Annotated in this window: 6 protein-coding genes; 5 read left to right on the top strand and 1 reads right to left on the bottom strand. The window is 37.4% G+C overall.

The features are described from left to right. Positions 1-184 (top strand): hypothetical protein (locus EYW48_RS20460; protein ID WP_277432972.1); only part of this gene is annotated, 184 nt, incomplete at its 5' end. 559 nt (positions 185-743) lie between these two features. Here EYW48_RS20460 and EYW48_RS20455 read toward each other — a convergent pair. After that, entirely contained in the window at positions 744-2,246 is a 1,503-nt protein-coding gene (locus EYW48_RS20455; protein ID WP_277432971.1) for an HD domain-containing protein, read from the bottom strand. Between the two features lie 430 nt (positions 2,247-2,676). Between EYW48_RS20455 and EYW48_RS20450 the strand changes: the two genes are divergently transcribed. From EYW48_RS20450 to EYW48_RS20435, 4 genes are all read left to right on the top strand, one after another. Then, positions 2,677-2,985 (top strand): thiamine-binding protein, encoded by a 309-nt coding sequence (locus EYW48_RS20450; protein ID WP_207805963.1) that lies wholly within the window; start codon positions 2,677-2,679, stop codon positions 2,983-2,985. A 218-nt stretch (positions 2,986-3,203) separates the two neighbouring features. Continuing rightward, entirely contained in the window at positions 3,204-3,488 is a 285-nt protein-coding gene (locus EYW48_RS20445; RefSeq protein ID WP_053312147.1) for a type II toxin-antitoxin system RelB/DinJ family antitoxin, read from the top strand. After that, positions 3,485-3,763, top strand: coding sequence for a type II toxin-antitoxin system mRNA interferase toxin, RelE/StbE family (locus tag EYW48_RS20440; RefSeq protein ID WP_053312146.1), 279 nt, complete (start codon positions 3,485-3,487; stop codon positions 3,761-3,763). The genes EYW48_RS20445 and EYW48_RS20440 overlap by 4 nt, the downstream gene beginning before the upstream one ends. A gap of 228 nt (positions 3,764-3,991) precedes the next feature. Then, positions 3,992-4,126 (top strand): hypothetical protein, encoded by a 135-nt coding sequence (locus EYW48_RS20435; protein ID WP_277432970.1) that lies wholly within the window; start codon positions 3,992-3,994, stop codon positions 4,124-4,126. The last annotated feature ends 48 nt before the right edge of the window (positions 4,127-4,174 follow it).

Below are 4,174 nucleotides of genomic sequence, written 5' to 3'. Positions count from 1 at the left end.
TCCATTTCGACCAAGCCAACTTGCCGAAAACACGGAACGAATTCTCAATGAAATCGTAGCTTTGACCTCAAAAACTCATCAAACACATAACGCCCAATTAAGTGGTGAACAACGCACTGGCCAAGCCACTGCATTGCACCATAAAACACTTTACCTGACGCATAGTAAAACTGCCACGCGTTGAGAATCCACTTGAATTGCTTGTTATGTGAATTTTACCGTGAATTCAAAGTAAACCACCGTAGAAATGAAGAGATTTGAATAAGTTACGTAAAAACTGATGCTTACCAAAACCTAAATTTCACAGCGATCTTAGCCGAAGAAAGCCACTTACAGAATCAACGACAAAGAAAGCGCCCTTTCAGCCACAACAAAACCTTTTGTTTCACCAGACTTTCAGAGCTGAATATCAGCAAGCGAATCAGTCAAAAAGACATTTCAATTAAAGCGATTTGAAACTGACTAAACTCAACACAAACCAGATCCAAAACTCAAGTGAGGCAACCCAAGAACCTTGAAAACGATTAATCTCAGGTTGTCCAAGAATCCATTTCGACAAGCCAACTTGCCGAAAACACGGAACGAATTCTCAATGAAATCGTAGAATTAACCATAAAAACTCATCAAACACATAACGCCGCATTAAGGTGTGAGCAACGTTTGGCTATAATTGAGCGAAGCGAAAGTGCCAAGCGTTGCGAATCACTCTTAAATGCTTTGTTATAACGAACTATATGAACTAATTATCGATACTTTTTACAAACATTTATTTTAACATCCTCCAACTTTTTCGATACATTTTCACTTATCATTTCCAGCGCAGTAGGCTTGATGTATACACGAATGAAATATCTTATGGACTGATACATATCTAGTTTTTCACCGCATTCAGATATTTTTTTAGATTCATAAGAACCATCTGGAGATTTAACTAATAACTTTATTTCTGTTTTATCGATATCTTTAAATGTATTATCACTCATTATATCAATCATAAATTCATCTTGAGAAACAAATTTCTCTAATTCTAGGTGTAAGCTTTCCTTCAGATCAGAAATCATAGCCTTATCAATCTTTGAAGAAATGCCTTGGCCTGAAATGTATAGTTTTGATTCGTAGAGCTTTTTCCATGGTTTCCGATCTACAATATCATTGATCAAACTTTCAGCAACAGAACTACCATCGATAAGCTTTGGGACTGTAGCATTAATAAATTCATCATCTGAATTGTCTAGATAAAACTCTTGTAATAACTCTAAATTATGACGTCCCATGCCTATTTCTAACTGATACATTTCTGAAAGAATATGTTCTTTTCCTTTTCCTACTGCAATATCACATACTTTAGAAAGCATTGCAGAAAATGCTCGATTTGTCTTATGGAAATATACCTGACTAAATAAGTTAGAACGCGAAAAGACAAATTCAGAAATTGAGTCCAAGCAACTCTCTTTATATGCCAAACATATTTTATCACCATCAAGAACAGGTACAATAGACTTCAATAGTCGTTCAATATTATATATGCCGCACTTAACACCGGAAAAGTAGCTATCTCTTAGTAAATAATCCATTCTATCAGCATCAATGGGACATGAAGAAATAAGAGATGTAAACAATGGCTGAATATCAAATTCATTCCCATTAATCTCAACTAGTACTTTGCCACCTTTATATTCGTTTTCAATAAGCTTTAGTATATTATCGGTGTCAACATTTTTATCTAATGATAAATCTTCTATAATTTTTCTAATAAATATTAAGGAAATATGTTCATGTTCTACACCATCTTCATCGCTAATTAGATTATAAACGTCTGTATACTCATTACCTAACACTCTCTTAAGCTGACTTTTAGACATTAAAAATGAATCAAATTGATGAGACATTGGCCCATGACCTATGTCGTGTAATAAAGCAGCCAATCTTAGTTCTTGAATATTTGAATGTGAAAGTTGATCTAAGTTGGGAAATAGAATCTCATCACCATATTTTGCATCATATCGATATGAATTTAACAATAGGTTATTTAACATCTCGTAAGCAACGTGCATAACTCCCAAAGAGTGTTCGAATCGGCTATGCATTGCTGAAGGAAATACTTTATACAGAAACGTATTTTGCTTTACGTTCCTAAGCCTTTGAAAAAGGCGATGACCAATAACCTGACGTTCAATATCAGTGATCATAATTGTCCCATGAATCGGATCTAAAATTTTTCCTAACAAATTTTTATCAAAGTTCATCTTTTTCCCCTAGACTTATGTGCTCAAATTTATGTAACCCTTTTTTTAATACTTCGGGCTACATAACAACATACTCGAAACGGTGATATGAAACTTGATGAAAGTCAATAAAACACAACATATTGAGCAAAATAGAGAGGAAAACACTACATGTAGTTTTTTGTAAACAAATTATCGGAAGTGCGTTATAACGCCCAATTAAGGGGTGAGCAACGCTACCACCCAACCTAACGTATTGTACCGTAAACACTAAAATTGAAGTAGAAGCAAAATGCCAAGCGTTGGGAATCCCTCTTAAATTGTTTGTTAGCCGACACTCTCAAGGTCAAACCTCGATGCTTTCAATTGATGTTACTATACGCCATTCGATACCAACAAAACCTATGAGAAATTATTGATGTCAGGTCAAAAACCACTACTAGATGAAGTAATGTTAGCTTTCCAAGTAATTCCACGAGTTAAAGAAGGCAATAACTTTGAAGTCGTCGATAAAGCCATTGAAGTTGTGAAAGCTTCTGGTGTCCCATTCCAAGTCAGTGCAATGGAAACCACGTTGAAAGGTGAACTAAACCAACTGTTAGAAATCGTAAAAGATGCACAACAAGCTTGCTACGATGCTGGCGCTGTTGAGGTTATCACCAACATTAAGATTCACAGCAAGACTGAAGCTGCTACCGACACCTTCTGTACTTACGACAGAGGTGTAACTAAAGCTAACCACATGTTTGTAAACAGCTAATTATTATGCCGTCACTTGAGATTTTCGACGTGACGGCTAACGCCGCATTAAGTGGTGAGCAATGCTAGCCACCCGACCTAAACCATTGTGACATAAACACTTAAACTGAAGTAAGCCGAAAACGCCAAGCGTTGGGAATCCGTCTTAAATGCTTTGTTAGTTGCCCTTGCCCAACTCCAGTGCTAACATTTGTACGCACATCAATTTAGGAGTTACTCATGGACACTAGAATTCAATTTCGTGTTGATGACGAAGTTAAACGCTTAGCTCAACAAATGGCAGAGAGCCAAGGACGCACACTTAGCGATGCTTGCCGTGAGCTTACCGAGCAAATGGCTGAGCAACAACGAAAAGCATTATCTCACGACAATTGGTTAACTGAACAAGTAAACCTAGCATTTGAGAAGTTTGACTCAGGAAAAGCTTCATTTGTTGATCACGACTCAGCAAAAGCACGAATGGCTGAACGAAAAGCTAAGATTCGTAACCGAGGTCAACAATGATTTTATGGGAAGAAGAATCGCTAAATGATCGTGAAAAGATCTTTGAGTTTCTTTATGACTTCAACCCTGACGCGGCAGATAAAACTGACGAAATCATCGAAACTAAAGTAGAGAATTTACTTGAGCAACCACTGATGGGTGTTCAACGAGATGGTATTCGAGGGCGACTACTAATTATCCCCGAAATCTCGATGATTGTTTCCTACTGGGTTGACGGCTCAGTAATTCGTATAATGCGAGTTCTACACCAGAAGCAGAAATTCCCTACCGACTGATTGTAGTCGGTGGGCAAACTAACGCCGCGTTAAGTGGTGAGCAACGCGACCACAATCCTAAACCATTGTGCCTTAAACACAAAACTCAACCTAGAATCAAAACTCCCAAGCGTTGGGAATCCGTCTTAAACGCCTAGTTAGCTGCTGCACTTTCGCTAGCAAATTACGCCAAAATGCCTAATTTTAAACACATTATTGCTTTCAAACGGCAAAGTAAAACGGACAGCTGTGAAATTAAAACCTAATCCACGAAATGCGCTTGGCAAAGAAGAAATAACCGAGAAAATCACCATTCCTGAGCATGGTAATTTGCAAAGAATTCTATCGAAAAAGCCAACGACAGAGCACACGAAACGAATTTAAGAATGCATAAAATTCAACACCAAAGAAGCCGCGCCAACGAACTTAACA

Origin of the sequence: Vibrio sp. 1180_3 (genome assembly GCF_029478545.1) — a bacterium.
GTDB classification, from domain to species: domain Bacteria; phylum Pseudomonadota; class Gammaproteobacteria; order Enterobacterales; family Vibrionaceae; genus Vibrio; species Vibrio aestuarianus.
This window is presented reverse-complemented; position numbering and strand designations above follow the sequence as displayed.